22 protein-coding genes are annotated in these 19,072 nt (G+C 52.2%); 21 read left to right on the forward strand and 1 reads right to left on the reverse strand.

Going from position 1 to position 19,072, the window contains the following annotated elements:
• Positions 1-98 precede the first annotated feature (98 nt).
• On the reverse strand, positions 99-1,325 hold the full coding sequence (locus F0P93_RS05645; RefSeq protein ID WP_150875299.1) for an exo-beta-N-acetylmuramidase NamZ family protein: 1,227 nt from the start codon (positions 1,323-1,325) through the stop codon (positions 99-101).
• Positions 1,326-2,089: 764 nt separating this feature from the next.
• Between F0P93_RS05645 and F0P93_RS05650 the strand changes: the two genes are divergently transcribed.
• From F0P93_RS05650 to F0P93_RS05750, 21 genes are all read left to right on the forward strand, one after another.
• A complete protein-coding gene (locus F0P93_RS05650; RefSeq protein WP_150875300.1) occupies positions 2,090-2,428 on the forward strand; it encodes a LytTR family DNA-binding domain-containing protein in 339 nt (112 codons plus the stop codon).
• Positions 2,415-2,735: an HNH endonuclease signature motif containing protein gene (locus tag F0P93_RS05655; RefSeq protein WP_150875302.1), complete on the forward strand. Its 321-nt coding sequence runs from the start codon at positions 2,415-2,417 to the stop codon at positions 2,733-2,735. The genes F0P93_RS05650 and F0P93_RS05655 overlap by 14 nt, the downstream gene beginning before the upstream one ends.
• A 235-nt stretch (positions 2,736-2,970) precedes the next feature.
• Positions 2,971-3,366, forward strand: a complete 396-nt coding sequence (locus F0P93_RS05660) for a hypothetical protein (protein WP_150875304.1) — start codon at positions 2,971-2,973, stop codon at positions 3,364-3,366.
• Between the two features lie 190 nt (positions 3,367-3,556).
• Positions 3,557-4,411, forward strand: coding sequence for a hypothetical protein (locus tag F0P93_RS05665; RefSeq protein ID WP_150875305.1), 855 nt, complete (start codon positions 3,557-3,559; stop codon positions 4,409-4,411).
• 29 nt (positions 4,412-4,440) lie between these two features.
• A complete protein-coding gene (locus F0P93_RS05670; RefSeq protein ID WP_150875307.1) occupies positions 4,441-4,929 on the forward strand; it encodes a phage terminase small subunit P27 family in 489 nt (162 codons plus the stop codon).
• Positions 4,930-4,958: 29 nt separating this feature from the next.
• On the forward strand, positions 4,959-6,713 hold the full coding sequence (locus F0P93_RS05675; RefSeq protein WP_150875309.1) for a terminase large subunit: 1,755 nt from the start codon (positions 4,959-4,961) through the stop codon (positions 6,711-6,713).
• A gap of 31 nt (positions 6,714-6,744) precedes the next feature.
• On the forward strand, positions 6,745-6,960 hold the full coding sequence (locus tag F0P93_RS05680) for a hypothetical protein (protein WP_150875311.1): 216 nt from the start codon (positions 6,745-6,747) through the stop codon (positions 6,958-6,960).
• A gap of 94 nt (positions 6,961-7,054) precedes the next feature.
• Positions 7,055-7,588, forward strand: coding sequence for a Rad52/Rad22 family DNA repair protein (locus F0P93_RS05685; RefSeq protein ID WP_150875313.1), 534 nt, complete (start codon positions 7,055-7,057; stop codon positions 7,586-7,588).
• A gap of 489 nt (positions 7,589-8,077) precedes the next feature.
• Positions 8,078-9,346: a hypothetical protein gene (locus F0P93_RS05690; protein WP_150875314.1), complete on the forward strand. Its 1,269-nt coding sequence runs from the start codon at positions 8,078-8,080 to the stop codon at positions 9,344-9,346.
• Positions 9,347-9,693: 347 nt separating this feature from the next.
• Positions 9,694-10,899: a phage portal protein gene (locus F0P93_RS05695; RefSeq protein ID WP_150875316.1), complete on the forward strand. Its 1,206-nt coding sequence runs from the start codon at positions 9,694-9,696 to the stop codon at positions 10,897-10,899.
• 1 nt (position 10,900) lies between these two features.
• Positions 10,901-11,656: an HK97 family phage prohead protease gene (locus F0P93_RS05700; protein WP_191908732.1), complete on the forward strand. Its 756-nt coding sequence runs from the start codon at positions 10,901-10,903 to the stop codon at positions 11,654-11,656.
• Positions 11,641-12,900, forward strand: a complete 1,260-nt coding sequence (locus F0P93_RS05705) for a phage major capsid protein (RefSeq protein ID WP_150875319.1) — start codon at positions 11,641-11,643, stop codon at positions 12,898-12,900. The genes F0P93_RS05700 and F0P93_RS05705 overlap by 16 nt, the downstream gene beginning before the upstream one ends.
• A 12-nt stretch (positions 12,901-12,912) precedes the next feature.
• Positions 12,913-13,227 (forward strand): hypothetical protein, encoded by a 315-nt coding sequence (locus F0P93_RS05710; protein WP_150875321.1) that lies wholly within the window; start codon positions 12,913-12,915, stop codon positions 13,225-13,227.
• Between the two features lie 9 nt (positions 13,228-13,236).
• A complete protein-coding gene (locus F0P93_RS05715) occupies positions 13,237-13,773 on the forward strand; it encodes a head-tail connector protein (protein WP_150875322.1) in 537 nt (178 codons plus the stop codon).
• On the forward strand, positions 13,773-14,111 hold the full coding sequence (locus F0P93_RS05720; RefSeq protein WP_150875324.1) for a phage head closure protein: 339 nt from the start codon (positions 13,773-13,775) through the stop codon (positions 14,109-14,111). Before F0P93_RS05715 ends, F0P93_RS05720 begins: the two co-directional genes overlap by 1 nt.
• Entirely contained in the window at positions 14,112-14,621 is a 510-nt protein-coding gene (locus F0P93_RS05725) for a hypothetical protein (RefSeq protein ID WP_150875325.1), read from the forward strand.
• Positions 14,618-15,010, forward strand: a complete 393-nt coding sequence (locus F0P93_RS05730) for a DUF3168 domain-containing protein (RefSeq protein ID WP_150875327.1) — start codon at positions 14,618-14,620, stop codon at positions 15,008-15,010. Before F0P93_RS05725 ends, F0P93_RS05730 begins: the two co-directional genes overlap by 4 nt.
• A 12-nt stretch (positions 15,011-15,022) precedes the next feature.
• Complete coding sequence (locus F0P93_RS05735) at positions 15,023-15,469, forward strand: phage tail protein (protein WP_150875329.1); 447 nt, start codon at positions 15,023-15,025, stop codon at positions 15,467-15,469.
• Between the two features lie 44 nt (positions 15,470-15,513).
• On the forward strand, positions 15,514-15,885 hold the full coding sequence (locus tag F0P93_RS05740; protein ID WP_150875331.1) for a hypothetical protein: 372 nt from the start codon (positions 15,514-15,516) through the stop codon (positions 15,883-15,885).
• A 38-nt stretch (positions 15,886-15,923) separates the two neighbouring features.
• Positions 15,924-16,247 (forward strand): phage tail assembly chaperone, encoded by a 324-nt coding sequence (locus F0P93_RS05745; RefSeq protein WP_255471985.1) that lies wholly within the window; start codon positions 15,924-15,926, stop codon positions 16,245-16,247.
• Positions 16,248-16,249: 2 nt separating this feature from the next.
• Positions 16,250-19,072 carry a tape measure protein gene (locus F0P93_RS05750; protein ID WP_150875335.1) on the forward strand — a complete coding sequence of 941 codons (2,823 nt, stop codon included), beginning with the start codon at positions 16,250-16,252 and terminating at the stop codon, positions 19,070-19,072.

The following is a 19,072-nucleotide window of genomic DNA, read 5'->3' on the forward strand; positions in this document are numbered from 1 at the left end:
TTAAATTATCTCTATGTCAGTCAATTGGTTACGATCAAAATGTCACTTAATTTATTATTTGGTAACATCACACAGAAGCGGCTGAATCTGGTAATTCCCTACGGATAGAGTAAGTACTTTTTCCGCATTTCCTTGTACTGACTCAAACCCGGTTCCCAGGTTTTCCGGATGGCGTCTTCTGACAACCCCATTTTAAGTTGCAGGGGCAACTGGTCGTTGCCATACAGCTTGTGGATGTAATTCGTTGCCAGGAAAAACTTGTCCTTATCGACGGCTTTTTTGTAGAAGTCGATCAGGTATTTGAGGGTTAACCCCTGCCGGGTCGCATCGATCCCCGACAAATCCATCCCGTAGCAAAGCTGGCCTTCCTGGGGCGGGTTCATGGCACCCGGTTTGTCGACGGGGGTAAACTGATAGGACCCGAACTTCGGGTTTTTAGGACTACCAATGACCTGAAACTGCTTATCGGTTCCGCGCCCCACACTGACGACCGTCCCTTCAAACAGGCAGAGCGTCGGATACAGCAGAATGGCTTGCTGATTCGGCAGGTTCGGCGAAGGAGCCACCGGCAACGTATACGGAAGCTGGTGGGTGTAGTTTTTTACGGGAACCACCGTCAGCGGACACAGCAGATCGACCGAGGCCGTATCCGGCCGTTTCAGCCATTTTTCTCCGTTAATCATCCGGGCCAGTTCGCCCACCGTCAGACCGTGGAGAATGGGAACGGGGTGCATACCCACAAACGACCGAAACCGGGGATCAAGAATGGGGCCTTCGACATAGCTGCCATTCGGGTTCGGGCGGTCCAGCACGATGAACGATTTTTTGTTTTCGGCACAGGCTTCCATCGCGTAGTGCATCGTGCTGATGTAGGTATAAAACCGCGTTCCGACATCCTGAATATCGAAAAGGAGCACGTCCAGCGAGTCGAGCTGGGCGGGTGTCGGTTTGCGGTTGGCACCGTATAAGGAGATGATGGGAACACCACTGCGCGGATCGCGGCCGTTGGCAACGTGTTCGCCGTCGGTCGCCTGTCCACGAAAACCGTGTTCGGGCGCAAAAATGGTTTTAATGGTAACGCCTTTTGCCAGGAGGCTATCGACGAGGTGCGTTTTGCCAATGACGGAGGTATGGTTGACGATCAGCCCTACCCGTTTGCCGAGCAACGACGGTAGGTAGAGGTTCATTTGTTCGGCTCCGGTGCGGATGGGTTCCGCCGTTGCAACGGTGGTCGGCTTCTTGCCGGATTGGGCGGTGCAGCCCACCGACGTTCCCAGAAAACCGGCCAAACAGGCGATGAAGAGTAATTTAACGGATGAAGTCATGGTTCGTCTGATCATTTATACTGCAAATCTGTTACCAATAGGCGCATATCCTACTAGTCAACTGATAAACAAGGCGTTGGACATAATTTCAGAAAACAGTACTGTAATATTTCTGAAATAATATTCCCCGGAAGGGTCTTTTCACAAAGGTAATGGCATATTTTCAATGCCATACGAAGTTTTTACGGGAGCGGAAAAAAAACAAAAACCCGGCCTCCCAGACCGGGTTGATTACCTCACAGACATGTCGGTTCAAAAAAGTGCGCTTGAATCGCAGTGGAATTCGGATGGATTTTTAATCTTTGAATTCCTCTTTCTTTGACCATGAAAACCATACAAAAACTCCTGAGCCGGTTGCCCGAAGGGTTTATCGTTGTTCCGATTGCGCTGACCGCCCTGGTCTCGTTTGTTTTCCTGATCAGGCTGCTGCACGGGTAGTTCCTTCCCCGAATTGGTCTGCCACCCGTTCAGGTCTGCAAGGCTTAGTGACCGCATCGCTTTACCCGGACCGCTTGACGGGTGATCCGTACGGTATAGTTTTTAAAGAAGCTCCCTACACCCCTCCTACTCCAAAGCGACTGCAAACCGAACGCCGGTCGTTGTTCACTTGACATCCCCTCCTCTTACTGCCAACCTACCCAACTGCGGAACACCAGGAGACCTGTACCCAAATTCTACTACCTATCTATAACTTTTCATACTATATTATTTATTTTGTTATAACTTTTTGTTATAATTGCTTCAAATATCCACTGTAACGTTCTATGGAGTCTACGCTGGTTACCCACCTGTCCGGCTGGGGCAACTACACCCGTATTCATTACGCTGATGGAAAAGAAAAGGTCGTTTGCCGGACGTTGAAAAGAGCGCTGGCCAAAACGCCTTTTTCTCATTTTATTCGCATCCATCGAAAGACGGCGGTCAATCCTTTTTTTGTGGCCAGAATCCGATGGCCCGCCAATGCGCAGGCCGGAAGTGCGAGATGCATTATCAAAGGGAGTGCGTCGCCGGGTGGCCAGTCATTGACGGTCTCACGCCGTCGGATCGCCTTAGTCCGCCGTCAGTTCGATCAGTACCATCACGTTGCCGATGGCCATTCGTAGAATCCTGCCCCGACCGTTTCGCCGGGATCCGACTCCCCGACAACCGCAACAGGGCCGCTCCCGCACCAACCGGGACATCTATGGATTGTCGCGCTGGACGAAATGTTCCCGGATGCACCGCTCCAAACACCCGCTTTGTGTGGAATGCCTGAAAAAAGGGATTCTTACCGATTGTAGCCCGGGAAAGAAAACGGGCGTTACCGACCACATTCAACCCATCAATCAGGGCGGTGATCCCTGGGATCCGGAGAACTGGCAAACGCTCTGCAATTCCTGCCACAATGCGAAATCCGGAAAAGAGAAATGAACCCATGTTTTCGGTCCGTCATGCCGCCCGCCCACAGTCCTCTATGCCTACCGCTTTCCTACTCCGATGGAATGTTACTATACCCCTACCACCCACCGATAAACCCGAACGATGCTCCTAGTCGCTACCGTCTTATTCTGTTCCGGACTGATTACCGGCATCCTGCTGACGGTGGGATTGTGTTGCCGGGCCAGAGAGAAAGCGTTTACCGAGCAACCGTAACCACTGTATCAAAATGAATTGGATAAAAATCGAAAAGCGTTTACCCGAAGTGGGCAAACTGGTCTATACCAAAGATGCTGAAGGCAAGATTGGCGCTTATACCCGAACCGACGAAGGTTGGAATTCCCAAGTTTCTACGGACAATACCCCCATTGTGGAATGGTTAGAGGGGAACGGCCCGTTTACCCCCTTACCCATGGCCCTCCTGTTTCATGACCTGGTCAATGATTACGAACGCTATGAGAAGCAGGGCCACCACGATACGGCGGTGAATGTGCTGCGCAACCTGGTCGAAGCCATCCAGCAACACATTGTCGAACCCGCTGGATCTGGAGCAATCCTGAAAGGAAGTGGTTTGATGTTGATCATGCAGGAAAAGCCCGCCCCGAACTGTTCATCGCAGCAATGACACGGGCCCTGGGGAGGGGTGGGTCAAATCCCTAAAAGCGTCTTGCCTGCGACCGAATCCAGCCCCAAAAAAAATCGGTGTCAAAACTCCCGGACGTGTTGGGACGGTGTGCAAATTTAACAGGTTACTGATCAGAGCGTTACTGGTCATTTTATTGTGTCTGACAATTAAAAAAAAACAGCTTTTTACCATGCGGTCTGATGCCAGTAATGAGGCCTTGAATCTTGACTTTTTTTCGCTGGATGACTTCACGCCGGATACCGATTTCACCTGCGAGATCCAGGCGACGCCCAAGGCAGCCAAGCGGCTCAAACGGTACGACGAGCTGATTCCGGCCACCGAGTCGCACCTGATCAAACCGCCAGTGACCCCGGAAATTCCGGAGTACGGGTTGTGCTACGAGAACGCGGAACGGCTGGCGCTGGATTTGAAGATCAAAAAGAACAGTCGGTACTACGCCTACATCAACGGTTCATTCCACTTCGGCGATTTCATCGAAGCGCTGATGGTGGTCAACAACTGGCATACCGACCGAATGATCATTTCAACCCTGGGCATGAGTGAGAATAACGTGGACAGTCTGCGGAATCTGTTGCAGGGCGAGTTCGTCGATACCCTGGACCTGGTTATTTCCGACTACTTCTTTTCCCACGAACGGAACAACCTCATTCCCTATCTCTACCAGCAACTCGATATCGAAAACCGGTTCCAACTGGCCGTAGCGGGTTCCCACTGCAAACTGTGTGTTTTTACGACCGATGAGGGATTGCACATCGGTATCCGTGGCTCGGCAAACCTCCGCTCCTCTTCCTGCATTGAACACATTACCATTGAAGAAAACGAGATGATCAACAAAATCGACATCCGGATTCACGACCGCATCATTGACACGTTCAAAACGATAAACAAGTCCCTTCGGGGCAAAACGCTATGGCATCAGGTTCATCCCCATCAGGAAAATCAGGTAAAGCCGGAAAAGGAAAAGGATCCGCAGCAAAAGCGCGGCAACCCTTCCGCTACAAAACACAGGTTCCCAAAGGCGTAGGGGCAAACAAAGACGTTCCGTTCTAATCGATGGCTCGACCACCCAAACCCACCGCTGTTAAGGTTCTGGAAGGCACCTACCGGAAGGACCGGGCCATCCACGATGAAGTGGAGCCGGAACTGTTGGGCGACATTCCCGATCCCCCGGACGGTTTGGAGGAATTGGCCGTAAAGGAATGGTATACCGTCTGCCGCTGGCTTCATTCGGTCGGCAATCTGGCCAGTACCGACTTGTCCCTGGTGGCGATTTACTGCAATGAAATCGCCAATTACTGGGAATATGACGCTATCGTAAAAGCCAAAGGGTCGGTTATCGTCTTCAAAGATGAGGTGGGAAATCCCTCCAGGGTTCAGGCGAATCCGTACACCGCCCTTCGAAAGTCTTCCTACGACAGTGCGGTACGGCTAGCGGGTCAATTCGGGTTTACGCCCTCGGCCCGGAGCCGGATCAAGGCCGGAAAAATAGAAAAGCCCCAGTCCAGACTGGAAAAATTAAAAAGTAAACGCGGGAACCGGTAACCCATCCGACCCCGATCCCAACCGTAACGATGGCCAAAGCGCCCAAGAACTATAACCCTATTGTCTGGCAGTACGAAGAAGACGTATTGTCCGGAAAGATCGTTGCCGGCCGGTTGCTGAAGCTGGCCATCAGGCGGCACCGGAAGGATTTGCGGGAAGGAGCCAAACGCGGTCTGTATTTCGATCCCGAAGCCGCCCAGGCCATTCTCGATTTCGGCGAACTAGTCAATCTGGAGCCAGATACGCCGATCGTGCTGTTTCCCTTCCAGCAATGGGAACTCTACGCTTTTTATGGCTGGCAGCGACGGGATGGAACCCGACGCTTTCGTAAAAAGTACAAGAGTTGCGCCCGGGGCAATGGTAAAACGCCAATGGAAGCGCTTCAAATTCTCTACCATTTGGCCATCGATGGACCCTACAAAGCCGAAGCCTACGTGTCGGCCAACAAGGAAGAGCAGGCCAAAATCTGTTTTGGTGACGTCAAAGCGATGCTGACCAATTCACCCGAGTTGCAGGATGTCATGTCGGCGAGTGCCGAACAGATTTATTGCCCCGAAAACAGCTCGAAATTCCGCTTTTTGACCTCGAACCCCAGCACAGCCGACGGGAGCCGCCCCACCTATGCCGTTCTTGACGAATACCACGAGTTTGAAAACGACAAAATGACGGAAGTGCTGTCTTCCGGATTGATCAAAAAGAAAAACTCGGTGCTATCGATCATTACCACCCGGGGGTTTCACAAAGATTGGCCTTGTGCGATCTACGAACGGAAAGTGGCTATTCCGACGCTGGAAGGTTCGTTGATCAACGATGATTTGTTTGTGGTGATCTATACCCAGGACTCGGAAGACGAATTCGACAAACCTGAGACATGGCAAAAGTCCAACCCGATGCTTTGCGAAGGCGGGGTGCTGGATCTGGTGACGCTAATCCGGGAACGGGACGATAAAATCAACAACGGCGAAGAGTCGGTGGTCGCCTTCAAAACCAAGAATCTCAACTGGTGGTGTGACGCTCCTACTTCCTTTGTGGCCGAAACCATCTGGATCAAATCGGGCACGAAATGGAAGGAGGAGGAGGTATACGGTATGCAGTGCTGGGGTGGCCTCGACATGGCCCAGACGAACGACTTTTGCGCTTTGGCGTTGTTTTTCCCGCCCGAAGACTGGCAGGTGCATGAATGCGATATCGATGACGACAAGGCCATTTACGTTCGGAGCCCGATCCGGGTACCGGGTAAATACCGCATGCTATGGCGATTCTGGATACCGGAAGCCAAGAAACAACAACGCATTTCCAACGGTCTCCATGCGCTGCGGGATTGGGAAAAAGACGGGCACATCCGGCTTCTGGAAGGCAACGTCATTGATCCCCGCGAAATCGAAAAGGATATTATCAGCCTGAGTGAAATAGTCGACATCCGGCAACTGATGTATGACCGTTACAATTGCAATAGCACGGCGATCGCCCTGAATGAACAGGGTATTTCGAGCATCGATTTTCCGCAGACCATGGCTCATTTTACCACCCCGACCAAGAACTTTCGGGATTTGGTTCTTCAAAAAAGGCTCGATCACGGTCATAATCCGATTGCAACCTGGATGATGCGCAATTCGGTCCCCATCACCGATACGAATGGAAACATCAAAATTACGAAAGACCCAAAGCGCGCTCCTGAAAAAGTCGATGGAATTGTGGCCGGGATCATGGCACTGGGTTCCTGGATGAGCGACACCCTGGAGGATTCCTCAATCTATGACAAGCGAGGTTTTATTGAACTTTGATTTTTCAACTGACACCGTAACTACCCAAAAAATGGCCCTATTAACTGAAGATTTGAGAAAACTAGCCGATCCCAAAGGGTTTTATGAGAAATTTTGCGAAAACCGGACGGTTTTAGGCAATGAACTGGCGTACGAAGAGACGGAGCGAATGCATATAGCCATATACGGCAGCCGCCGGTATGAAAATGGCTATTCGACTTTTGAACGGGTTTACAAGCGGTATGATGCCCATCGTTTGGGGCGTTAATTCTCTCTGAAAATTTATAGGTACTTATTCCAAAAACAGTTGAATATTTGATCGATTTTGAGTTGTTTTTTGTTTTATTATAAACAACTCAGGTATGGAAATAAGCAAATTAACAGCGCCCTTGCGACCCGACGAAATCGAATGGCGGGTACAACAACAGATCGAAGCTAAGAACGGTAAACCCGCGAAGTTGATCGTTGTCCCCTACATCACCAACCGCTGTGTCATGGAGCGTTTCGATGATCAATTTGGCTGGACCAACTGGGGCAATGAGATTAAAGAAGTGGACGGCGGGTTCCTCTGTACTATTACGGTCACTTTGCCAACAGGTGAAAAGGTAAGCAAAACTGACGGAGCTAGCCGCACGAATGTAGAGCCCTTGAAAGGAGGCATTTCAGATGCAATGAAGCGGGCAGCTGTGCAATTCGGCCTTGGCCGTGCTCTATATAGTTTTCCACGGGTATTTGTAGAAGTGGACGGCAAATACATCCCCGAATGGGCTACCCGGCTATTGGATGCGCTGGTTGATTCGATCAACAGCGGCAAGCCACAACGTGATGTGATCGTACTGAAAGAAGAGCATATTCAAAAGCTGCAACCCCCAAAGACACTGCGGGTAGCTGCTTAAATATAGTTTCCCCTTTTACTAAAGCCCGTTAATTTAACGGGCTTTTTTATTTTAATATAGCCCGAGAACTCTCAGATTAAACTCGAACCCTTACTTAGGTCTTTATCAACTTCATATTTTGCATTATTTTTTGCAATTACATCAGCTTCCTACAATCATTTACTGAACGACTACAAATTGGTCTGATAGAGTAATAGACTCTGTTTAAATCAGAGTGAACCAAGCTTAAATCAGTATACAAAAGCCTTCTAAATTAAAGAAGATAAAAGATCTGAAAAAAATACGGGAAATTCCCCATTGTCTGTCTAATGCAAATTCTACTTTTTTGGAATCATATAATTCATTTCCGATAACCATTAAATCCATAGGCTATTTTCCTGCCTGGAACAGCTGGGAGCGGCTGAATTTTCTGACATGCCATTCGTCATTTCATTATCATTACAGACCAAACTTGTACGCACCATAAACTCAGTCTAATTCCTATAAATTATGAAATCATTTTACCTACTCCTGGTTGTCAGTTTATTACAGGTAACAAACTGTTTTGCGGCCGATACTTTAGCCGTTTCATTTGAAATTGTTAAAGACACAATAGCTTCTGGTTCAGAGGTGTCAAGCTATACTGCCAAAGTCAAGATTCCCAAACAACCTGGAAAAAAGGGATCAAAGGTTATTTTTTCAGTTGACCCTGCAAAATCGGATGTTACAGGTATTATGATTTCCAACGACCCAACCTATGTAATAAAAGACGATACAAAGGAACAAATTGCTGAATTTAAGGTCTCCTTTACTCGTGATACTAAAAATGATAGACGACTAGTATTGAAGCTTACGGCTTTAGACGCAGCCAATAAAGACTTGGCACTTAAAAAAAATGGAGAAACCGAGGCTGAAATTTATATCAAACCGCGCCCTGAATTGGATAATGCAGACAATGAGTACTGGTTTTTTGTAGGAACTAATTTCGATCTTCTTGATGGAATCAAGGCAAAAGACCTCTATTTCAGAACTTCATTTTTAATTCCTCTCAATAATACTCAACCTAAGAACCAACAACTGTACATAACCTTTGAAAAGAATCGTTTTTTTAGCTCAAGAGACTCCCTATACCGCCTAGCTTTTACAGATCGAGTTTTCAAAAGAGGACAAACTGACAGTATCACAATTGCGAAAGGCCAGTATAATTCATTCCGAGAGTCTGTAACGGAAAATATCGGGTTTAGCATTAGTGGTTTGCAAAATTTGAGAATGAACCACCCTTCAAATAAATACAATTTCTATATTATGACTGGAATTTATATTGATTTTCAAAAAAGAACCCTAAAGTTTACTAATCACAACATTCAATCTGATACTATTACTATTCCTTCGAGAAGAGATAGTCTCTATACTTTTACTCCGTTACTAGTTCAGACTCAAATACAATCCTGGAACTACAATATTTATACAGGATTCATGTATATCCATTCAGGCAACTCAGTTAATCTAAAAACTTTTATTCAACTAGGGTTAAATGTTTACAATTTCCCTATCTCATCCGTTAGGAGAAATGCCACTGAAATAACAAGATACGACCAATCTCGAAACTTGTATTTCCGTTGCCATGTTGACGCAACGCTAGTAGAAAGTCCAGGAGTTTCACTGGGAGCTGAGGTTTATTTAAGAAGAGGACAAATGCCTTTATTCAATTTTACGTTGACCAAGGTATTTGATTACCGAAATCTAAAAACCTTCTTTTCGAAAGTGCCATCGCAATAATCCAGAAGTGATCTTAAACGTAATAAGTACTGGTTAAGAGCAAATACTTACCATAATTTAATACATTCTGCTTAAGGTCAACATTCCTCTCCTATCTTGTTTTGCTCTAGTTTTAAAATAAAATAGGTGACAACTGTCACTGTTTTGCCCTTCTGATTCCCGGCAATTTTACATCGGCTACGCACCCACTTTAAAGGCGTACAGACGATGTGAACCTCTGGAATAGTTTCAAAGGACTATTTTCTTCCGAACAGACAACAAATGCCGACTCTTCCACGGGGTCGGCTTTTCCCGTTTCGAGCTCCCATCATCGTTCCCTCGAAAATCCGGCCGTTCCCCTCTCGGGCATGACCAGTTGGGATGACCTCCACCTTTCCGGGGGCGGCAAGCCCAACGCGCTGGCAGGCGTTAACGTCACCTCCGACACCGCCCTGAAGGTTTCCGCCGTTTACCGGGCCGTCAATCTGATAGCGAATACGGTGGCCATGCTGCCCAAAGCGGTTTACAAGGAAACCAAAAACGGTCGTGACATCGACCGGACGGATCTGCTCCAGCAACTATTCTTTCGTTCCCCGGATGAGTTCATGACCTGGTACGAGTTCATGTTTGCCCTGGTGGCGTCCTGCCTGCTGAACGGAAATGGGTACGCCCAAATCATCCGGGGGCCGTACATGGAGCCGCTGGGCCTGCGGTTTTTGACAAAGGGCGAATGCACCCCTTTGTATCAGAATACTGGCCGGAATCGGTACCTCTACTATTTCGTTTTCGGCGAACTCGTTGAAAAACGGGACATCATCCACATCAAATGCCTGGGCAGTGACGGCGTGATCGGCAAAAGCCCGATCGCTCTGTTTCGCGAAAGCATTGGCCTGGCCAAAGCAGCTGAGGAATACGGCGCGCGGTTTTTTGGTCAGGGCGGTAACATGTCCGGAGCGCTGGAGACGGATCAGGTGCTGAAAGATCAAAAAGTAGTCGATCGGCTGCGTACCCAGTTTGCCGAGCGGTACGGCGGCCTGGCCAATTCCCACAAACCGCTGCTGCTGGAAGCGGGCATGAAGTACAACCGGATTTCGATTCCGCCCGACGATGCGCAGTTTATCGAAACGCGCAGCTTTCAGGTGGAGGACATTGCCCGGATTTACGGGACGCCCCAGCACAAACTGGGCAAGCTCGATAAAGCCACCAACAACAACATCGAGCACCAGTCGAAAGAGTTTGTTACTGATACGATTTTACCCTGGACCGAACGGATACGGCAGGAGTTCGAAATGAAACTCATTGCCGAAGACGAGAAGGAAATCAAGGAGATCGTTTTCGATTTCGATTTCCTGCTCCGGGGTGACTCAGCGGCCCGCGCTACGCTCTACCAGGCCCGCTTTGCTTCCGGCTCCCTGACTCCCAACGAAATCAAGCGGAAGGAAAACGAAAACCCGTCGACCAATCCGGGCATGGATGACTATTACATCCAGCTCGGCTTTTCGAAAGTCACCGGCGATTCGCACCGGAACGCTCCGAAATCCGACACCTCCACCCCAAAACCGCCCACCGAATAACATGGATTTAATCGAACAGCGGATTTACGTAACCGACATCGGCATTGAAACCCGGTCCGTGGAGGAAGGCGGGGGCATTGAATTCGTGGGGTTGGGTATCCCGTTTAATAAGCCCTCCCGGCTACTGCTGCACAAAGACAAAGGCCCGTTCATCGAGGTCATCGAACCGACTGCCATGGACGGGTGCGATGTATCGGAAGTGCTGGCGGTGTTCAATCACGATGAAAACCGATTGCTGGGGGCCAACTATTCGGGAACGCTCCGGTTCGAAACAACGCCCGAAGGCGTCAAATTCAGGATTCTTAAACCGCACAACTCGATCGGCATCGACTGCGCAGAATGGGTGCGCCGGGGCGACATCCGGGGCAATTCCTTCAAATACACGACGGCGAAAGACCGCTGGCAGCGGATCAATGGCGTTCTATACCGCTTTGTCGAAAAGTTCAAGGCCCTGCTTGATCTGAGTCTGGTCACCCGGGCCGCGTTCCTGCAAACGTCCGTTTCGGTTGATGCCGCCCAACGCTCTTATGAAGCCTGGGAAGAAGCCGAAACCCGGTCGACAGAAACCACTCCCGGGACGGAAACCGAAACAGAGGAGACTGCTCCCGAATCGACCGACGAATCAGATCTAAACCGCGTACCCATCGACCCCAATACAACCCCTACCGACCAGCGCTCCGTGGGTGATGAGCTGGCCTGGTACAAAGCCAAAAACCGAGCCCACCAAAATTCTTTATCACTATGCCCGATAAACTAAAAACCCTTCAGGAGCGCAAGGGTCGGATTGTTGCCGAACAACGCGCCCTCATCGACAAGGCCGAAACCGAAAACACCCGGTCGTTTACCGCTGAAGAGCGAACGGCGTTTGACCTGCACGATGCCGACATTCAGGACCTCGATCGCCAAATCCGCTTCCTGCAACGGGAAGAGGCAGACAAACGGGCGGTAGCGGAAGCCACTGAAAAAGTCGAAGCAGAAAAACGCAATCAGGCGTCTGAAAGTCAGGCCGAGACCGCCCATGCACAGGCCTTCGATGCGTTTTTACGATACGGGTTTGCGGATCTGGACGAAGCCGAAAAACGGGCCCTGGGTGAATTCCAGAAAGCCGTTGAAAGTGGTGCCAACTCGCGCGCCCAAAGTGCCGCTTCCGGAGCTGCCGGGGGATATCTGGTTCCACGCGAATTCAGCCGGGAACTGGAAGTGGCCCTGAAAGCCTATGGCGGCATGCTGGAACTGGGCCGCATCTGGGGCACCGGTACCGGGGCTACAGTCGACTGGCCCACCGTCGATGACACCGGCGTAAAAGGCCGCATTCTGACGGCCGGATCCGACGCTACGCCCGGTTCGACGGACCTGGGTTTTGGCAACAAAACGTTCGGTGCCTACACCTACACTTCGGATGTGATCAAGGTCGATAACGCGCTGGTTCAGGACTCCGATTTTGACCTGGGCGCGCTCATCACCGAAGCGATGGGGATTCGCTTTGGCCGCATTCAGAACGAGCACTACACCAAGGGAACGGGCGTAAACCAGCCCGAAGGAGTTGTGACCAGCGCGGGCGTCTTCAATACGGGAGTAGCCGCAACCGTCATTACCGCCGATAACCTGCTGGATCTTCTCCACTCGGTCAATCGGGCCTACCGGCGTAACGCCAAATACACGCTCAACGACCTGACGCTGGCAGCCGTCCGCAAGCTGAAAGACAGCCAGGGGCGCTACATCTGGCAAATGGGTGACATCACCAAAGGTTCACCGGATACCATCTGGGGGTACCAGTACATCGTCAATGATGATCTGGCTGACATCGCGGCTTCGGCCAAAACGGTCGGCTTTGGCGACTTCAGCCGCTACATCATCCGGAATGTAGCCCAGCCGCTGATCACCCGGTTGACGGAGCGTTTTGCGGAGTACAACCAGACGGCCTACGTCGGCTTTATGCGGACGGATGCCCGGCTGCTCAACGCGGGAGCCGTCAAGTTTCTGCAACACGCGGCCGCCTAACCGACATCCGCCATGAAAATCAAACTATTGACTTCCTGCTCAGGTCTGGGATTCTCCTACGCGCAAGGGCAGGAAGTCGACAACGTAGACCCCATCGTGGGGGCGGATCTGGTCAGGCACGGTTTGGCGATCGAGCAGCAAAACGAAGCTGAAACGGCGACGGCAGCGGTATCCGGTACGGCCGAAAACGCCAGTGCATCCGTCCCGGATGCCCAGACCGCACAGGACACTGTCGATTCAGAACCTGATCCAATCGATACCTCAACCCGTGCCAATCCCAGCCAGACAGTCGCCACGGGGAAAGGGGCATCTGGAAAGAAACCCTAAGAAGCCATCATGACCACCTTCACCCACGAACCCGCTGATCCTGCTGCTGCACTTCCCACCGTGGTGTCGCTGGAAGACGCGTGTTCGTGGGTGAAAGTGGCCGATGATGATCCGGATGTGCCGGTTTTGATTCAGGCCGCGATGGGTTGGATCGAAGACTTTTGCTGTCAGCCGATTTTCAACCGGGAATTCGTTGTGACGCTTCGCGGCTTTGAAAACGGGTGTTTTGACAGCCTGTATGTCACCGAAATCACCCGGGTGGAGTACCAGGTGAAGGGCGAAACGGAAATAACGGAACTGGTCGAAGGGTTTGATTTTGAGCTGTTCGACAACGCCCTTCACTTCCATGAGTCGCTTTTTGTCCTGCAAAACGTCGATCGCGTGGAGATCCGGTTCAAGGCAGGGCCAACGCCCCTACCCCCGGTCATGCCGGTCGTGATTAGGCTCTGCGTGGCCGACTGGTATGACAATCGGGCCGATTCCAAACGAGCTGCACCCTCAGCCGTTGAGAATCTGCTGAAACCCTACAAACTCATGCACTTCTGATGGCAGAGAAACGATTTCAGGCGGGCAAGATGGACCGGCAGGTCATTCCGCAGCGACCGACTGAAACCAAGTCCGGCTCCGGGCAGGTGATCGATACGTTCGAAGACCTGCCCGCCATCTGGGCCGCCCGAACGGACGAGACCGGCGGAGCGGATGAGAAGGTCGAAGGCAGCAAACGGCTAACGGCCGTTAGTCTGGTCACGTTTACGATCCGGTACCGATCGGACATTACGGTGAAATGGCGACTGGTATCCGACGGTGACACCTTCGACATCCAGCACATCGCGCCGGTAGGACGAAACCACCTGCTAGCGATTAAATGCCGAAGGCACGATTAAATGTTCCGGGTCAAAGCGGATTTCAGCCAGGCCCACCAGCTGGTCATTCGGTTGGAACGAGCCTCCGCCATTTACCCGAAAGGCGTAGTCGGTGGGGCGCTGCGGGAAGCGGTCAAGCCCATGCTTCGCGTAGCCCGGCAGGAGGCTCCGATCGGCAATTACGGACGCGAACGGATCTCCCTTCGGTACGGCAAATCGTCCCGTTCCAATGAGTACCGACGGGGCGGAGCAACCCGGCGCGACCTGCGCATCAAGGTGCTTTATCTCGACACAGGTCCAGTCGCGTACGTTGGGGTCAGCATGAAATCGGGCAAAGTAGGCTGGCGAACGCACTTTATCACCCGGCCCGTTTCGGGCGGTGGGAAAGCCGGACAGATCAACACTCGGGGAAATGATTTCATCAAACGAACCTACGATCGGACTTTTTCCGGGGTAGTCAAACAACTGGGCGGAGTGCTCATCAAACGGGCCGAGGCTTTTCTGGCCAGCCGCCCGTACAGCAGCCGATGATTGGAGATGCGATCTACCACATTCTGACCAACGATCCGGGCGTCACGGCCCAGATCGGCGAGAACGTGTTTCCAAACCTGGTTCCGCAGGGCCAGTCGACGACAGCCGCCTGGTACGATACCGAGGAGGTTACCCCCCTGAATTGCCGCGACGCCCGGGGGTCATTCAGCGGTACCATCGAGATCGGCGTCATCAGCCCTGATTTCGACAAAATGATTCTGACGCTTCGGGCCGTGCGCAAATCACTGGACAATTACCGGGGTGTAGCGGCCGGAATTTCCGTCCGGTTTTTTACCGGCACTGAAGGACAGGCCGGGTATGACGACACGCTGAAACTGCATGGCAAATCACTACGCTGGAACATTCTGGGTCAAATTTTAACACCGTAATTCTGTATAAACATGGCAGCAAGAACCGATGAAAACGTAGCAGGTGACGAGATATACCTCTACGCCAAGGTAGGCTCAACCTTCATCAAATGGGGGTGTATGGACTCCTTTAGCTTCAAATCGTCGATTGAATCTTTCGAGGTCAATTGCCGTGCTTTTTCGGGCAAGAAGCCCAGTGGCAAAGCGGCTTCGTGGACTATTTCGACGGGTGGTTTCAACCGGATCTTCAACCCGGCGGCTGAGGCCCTGAACATCTCGGTGAAAAAGGCCTACGAATGGCATGCTGGCAAAACCATCATCGAAATCCAGTTCGGAACGGAGTTCGAAGGGGATCCCATCTGGCTCGGCAAAGCATTCATTACCGAATTTGAGCTGAACGGAAACCAGGGCGAAGCGTCCAAATACTCCCTGACGCTGGAAGGCTCCGAGCCAATCACGGTTGATACCGTGGATGCGTAACCCCTGAAGTACACCACGCTGATTCCCACCTAACCACCACTTCAATGTTTCTGCAATCCAAGATCACCAAAATGGCAAACGGAACTCCGGTAACGTTTGCCTTCACCTTCCGCACGATGGCCGTCCTGGCTCAATCCGTGGACATGGAAGAATTTGATAAACTCAACGGGTTCGAGCAAATCCCCGTCCTGCTGTTTGCCGCCCTGGTCGCCGGAAACAACCCTCTTCCGGAAGGTTTCTCGCTGGATCAGATGGATGACTTCCTCTTTACGATGTCACCCGACGATGTGGGCGAGGTCTTCCAATTGGGTACGGAAGCCATGGGGTTTATCGGGCTGGCGATCCAAAAGTACAGCGCCATCGCCAAAAGCGTGGAAAGCGCCAAACCCGTCCCCGCCAGCGCCAAAAAGTCCTAAGCCGCAAAGAAGCCCTAAGGGCCGAATACGAGCTGGCGATCCGGGTGCTGGGTCTCAAACCCGATGAATTCTGGGAGCTGCGGCCCGCGGATTTCGAACTGATGAAAGCGCATTACATTCTGAAGGACGATGAGCGCAAACACTTTCAGGGTGAACTGCTGGCCACACTCTACAACACGAGCGCGAACCGGGATTTTACCAAAGGCCCGGCCAAGCGCAGCGACTTCTACCTGCTGTCCGATGAGGAGCCGCCGAGGAAACGGTGGAAACCCTCGAAAAAGGACAAAGGGGCCGTCGAACTGCCCAGGAAGCTGTCGGAAAAACTCGACCGCCGTTTCAACCGTACTACCGTAACTACTTGATCATGTCTGCTACTGGAGCCGGAGCTGTCAACATCCGACTGGGAGCGATCACCACCGATTTTCTGAACGCCATGAAAGGCGTTTCGGGCGCGGTGCGCAATTCGGTCGCTTCCATGAACAATGATCTGGCGTCTTTTTACAAGGCGCAGGATCGGCAGCGGGCGGTGTTCAGCAAAGGACTGGGCAGATTAGCGGACGATTTCCAATCGGTTGGGCGGAGTCTGACGGTCGGTCTCACCGGGCCGCTGGCCATTGGGTTGGGTATGATCGCCAGGAACTACGCCAGCATCACCCAGCTCAAGAATGCCGGGGAAGCCTACGGCATTACGTTACAGGACATCCAGAAAATTGCCAAAGCGCCGGGTCTGGGTCTGGAAGAAGCGGCCGGGTCCGTGGTGGGTCTTCGGGCGGTTCAATACGATGCGAATCTGGCCAAATCGGCGGTGATGGAATTTGGCAACGCTTTGACCCTGGCGGGCAAAGGCAAGGCCGAACTACAGGGAGTCTCGCTGGCCTTCCAGCAGATCAAATCCAAAGGTTCGATTCAGGCCGAAGAAATCAACCAGATTGCCGAGCGCATGCCGCAGATTCGGCAGATCATGAAAGATGTGTTCGGAACCACTGACACACAGAGCCTGCAAAAGCTGGGCATCAGTGCTGATGAGTTCACGACCAAGGTCGTCACCGGTCTTTCCAAATTACCCCGCGCGATTGTCGGGCCGCAGGTTGCCTGGGAGAACTTTACCGACGGTCTCAAAATCGGGTCTTACGAAATCGGTGCTTCCGCCGATCGGCTGTTCGGTCTGACTGACAAGCTAAGCGGCCTGGGCGATGTGCTGGGCGACTGGGCGGGCAAATTTAAAGCCCTGCCCGATTCGGTTCAGAAAGCCATTTTTCTCGTCACCGGACTGGCTACGGCCCTGGGGCCGCTGACCCTCGCCATCGGCTCATTGATCAGACTGCTCCCCGTTGTAAAAATTGGCTTTGCCGCTCTGGGTGGTCCCGTTGCGCTGACGGTGACGGCCGTTGCCGGAGCTGCCATGTTTATCATGGCCAACTGGGACAAACTGAAGGTCTACTGGGAAGCCGCCCAGAAAACCTTTACCGATTCGGGCGTCTGGTCGACGTTTACGGGACTGGTTTCCTCCGCCTTTGATCTGGTCACCGGCGTATTCAAAGCCGGGGTCGCCCTCATGATGACCGCCTGGAATACCTTCAAAGGGTTTCTGATTCCCCAGGCAAAATTTCTGTTCGGTACGCTGACCGAGATTTTCAACGTCGCCGGGGGCGTTTTGACCGGCATTTTCAAAGTGTTGACGGGCATCCTAACGCTCGACTGGAGCAAGCTGATGGAAGGGTTGCAGAACATCACCGTCAGCATCTGGAACGGCATCATTGGCCTAACGTCCAAATCGATCGCTTATGTCGGTGAACTGTTTGCCGCGTTTGTAGAGCAATTCGGGGCCAGGGATTTCGGAGCATCCATCCGGGCCGGTTTGAACGACATTACATCGGCAGCCGATACCATGAAAGTAGCGGTGGCCGGGGCCAAAAAGGAAGCCCAGGCCACCAGCGGGATGGCCCCACCGGACCCGATTGCCGGTACTGCACCCCTTGCGCCCACCGTTCAGGATTTCGCCCGCACTCCCAAACCCGGAAAGGGGGAAAAGACTGAACTGGAGAAAGAACTCGATGACGTCGAGCGCCGGATCAAGCAGTTTCAGGACCAATACCGGGGCATCGAACCACCCGCTTTCCTGCGTGCGCACCGGGAGGAACTGAAGGGCTGGCTGGGGATGAAGCAGGAGGACCGGCTGTTCGAAACACCAGACAAAATCGGGAGGCAGTCCGATGCGTATTGGAAAACGGTCACCAACGGCTGGAAACTGTCGATGACCCGGCACGCCCTGTCCGCTCAGGAAAACATCGCCACGGTGGTCTCCAACCTGCAAGGGGCTGTCAAAGACGCGTTCCAGAAAGCGCAGGACCAGAAAGCCGCCGAGGGGGGCGATACCAACATCGATTCCGCCATCCGGAAATTTTCCGCTATGGCCGATTTCCAAAAGGCCATGAATGGTCTGGTCAACGACAGCGGGTTGGGGAAAAATACTACTGAAGTCCTGAGTTCGCTGGGACTCGACCAGGTTAAGGAAGCGTTGAAAAACGGCATCCTGACCACCGACGAAACCGCCCGGATTGCCGAGTCTTTCACCAACGTGGTCGGGGTATTCAAAGAAGGCTTTGCCTCCATCAAGGAAACGGTAGCCGTCGGTCTGTTTGAAGCCCTGGGCGAATCCATAGCCAGCAAAGGCGATGCGTTTGGCAATCTGCTGAAGGGAATCGTCGGCATGCTGGCGGAATACGTCAAAAAGATTGGTGCGGGCCTGATCAAAGTCGGTTCACTGCTTTTACTCGATCCGCTGACGGCGGCAACCGGGGTGAAGAAAATTATTACCGGAGGCATCATGATCGCCGGTGCCTCGGCGGTCAATGCACTCGCATCCAGCGGTGGTGCCAAAGCCTTTGCCAACGGGGGCATCGTCCGGGGGGCGACATTGGGGTTGGTGGGTGAATACCCCTCCGCCCGTACCGGCAACCCCGAAGTCATCAGTCCGCTCCGGACGCTCAAGAGTATGCTGAGTCCTTTGATTTCCCAAACCATCGACGATCGGCTCCGGAAAAATTTACCGAGCCGCCCCTACAACAACCTGACACCAGCGGCCTATACCCAGCGCATTCTGGTGGAGGGTGAATTCAGGGCGCAAGGCTCGGAACTCCTTACGGTTTTACGCCGGGCTGAAAAAAGCAAAATCAATTTCGGATAA

Origin of the sequence: Larkinella humicola, assembly GCF_008727875.1 — a bacterium.
GTDB lineage: Bacteria > Bacteroidota > Bacteroidia > Cytophagales > Spirosomataceae > Larkinella > Larkinella humicola.